2 protein-coding genes are annotated in these 1,475 nt (G+C 72.3%); both read left to right on the forward strand.

Going from position 1 to position 1,475, the window contains the following annotated elements:
* Positions 1-719: uroporphyrinogen-III C-methyltransferase (cobA, locus tag ACLN58_RS22140; protein WP_415857362.1), on the forward strand; the 719-nt coding region annotated here is incomplete at its 5' end.
* Between the two features lie 38 nt (positions 720-757).
* The coding region (locus ACLN58_RS22145) for a uroporphyrinogen-III synthase (RefSeq protein ID WP_415857363.1) at positions 758-1,475 on the forward strand (718 nt) is incomplete at its 3' end.

The following is a 1,475-nucleotide window of genomic DNA, read 5'->3' on the forward strand; positions in this document are numbered from 1 at the left end:
TCGACGCGGTCGAGGCGCTTCGCGACGCTGACGTGGTCCTGTTCGACCGCCTCGCGCCGTGGCGCGAGCTCGAGAGGCTCACGACGGCGCAGCTCGTGGACGTCGGCAAGCTCCCGGGGCACCACAAGGTCCCCCAGGGCGAGATCAACCGGCTTATCGTTGAGCAGGCCCAGGCGGGCCTCAACGTGGTGCGGCTCAAGGGCGGCGACCCGTTCGTGTTCGGCCGGGGCGGCGAGGAGGCCGTTGCCTGCGCGGAGGCCGGAGTTCCCGTCCGCGTCGTGTCGGGGATCTCGAGTTCGATCGCCGTGCCCGCGGCCGCGGGGATCCCCGTGACACACCGGGAAGTGAGCCACTGCTTCACCGTGATCTCCGGCCACGCGCCGCTCACGACTGCCGAGCATGAGCACCTCGCTGGGCTCGGCGGCACTGGTGCAACCCTGGTTGTCCTCATGGGCGTCGCGAACCTCCCCCATCTGGCCTCGGGTCTGCGGCGGGCGGGGATGCCCCTCGATACCCCGCTCGCCGTCGTCGAACGCGGGCACCAGGCGGGCCAGCGCACCACGGTGACCGAGCTGGGGCGGGCCGAGGCGGACACCTCGGCGTGCGGCAACCCGGCCGTGATTGTGATTGGCGATGTGGTGCGGCTCGCCGGAATCGGGGACCGCGCAGCGGAGGGGCGGGAGCTCCACGATCTCGCGGCCTCGCTGCTCACGTCGTGACGGGCAGCGGGCACAAGGACCACGGGAAGGACGTTGAGATGAACGGAGCGGCAACGATGGGAGCCGCAACGGCGAAGGGAGCGGTGGCGGAGCTCGAGACGGCCCTCAAGGGCTTCCGGGTCGGCGTCACCTCGCACCGACGCGCGGAGGACCTCATCGAGGCCCTCGAGCGGCGCGGGGCCGAGGTGCTGCACGCCCCTGTGCTCACGATCGCGCCCGTTGGCCAGGATCTCGGCGTCCTCGAGGACACTCGCCGCACGATCGAGTCGCGCCCTGAGATCTGCATCGTCACGACCGCGTACGGCATGCGCCGATGGCTCGAGGTCGCGGACGCCGCAGGGCTCGGCGAGAACCTCCAGGAGGTCCTGAGCGCCGCGTCCCTCTACGTGCGGGGGCCCAAGGCACGCGGCGCCGTCCGCGCGGCCGGGCTCGCAGACGTCGGCATCTCGAACGACGAGACCACCGCGACGCTCGTAGACCTCGTGCTCCGCGACGCCGGCGGGCGGCTCGATGGGCGCCGCGTGGTCATCCAGCTCCACGGGTACACCGACGGGGCGCAGCTCGACCGGCTCCGGGACGCGGGCGCCGAGCTCATCACGGTCACGCCCTACCGGTGGGTGCGGCCCGAGGGCGAGGACCGGCTCGAGGCGCTCATTGCCGCGGTCTGCGCGGGCGAGCTCGACGTCGTGACGTTCACGAGTGCCCCCGCCGTCGATGCGCTGTTCAGCGCCGCCCACGAGATGGGCCTCTACACCC

Source organism: Sinomonas sp. G460-2, from assembly GCF_047759905.1.
Lineage (GTDB): Bacteria > Actinomycetota > Actinomycetes > Actinomycetales > Micrococcaceae > Sinomonas.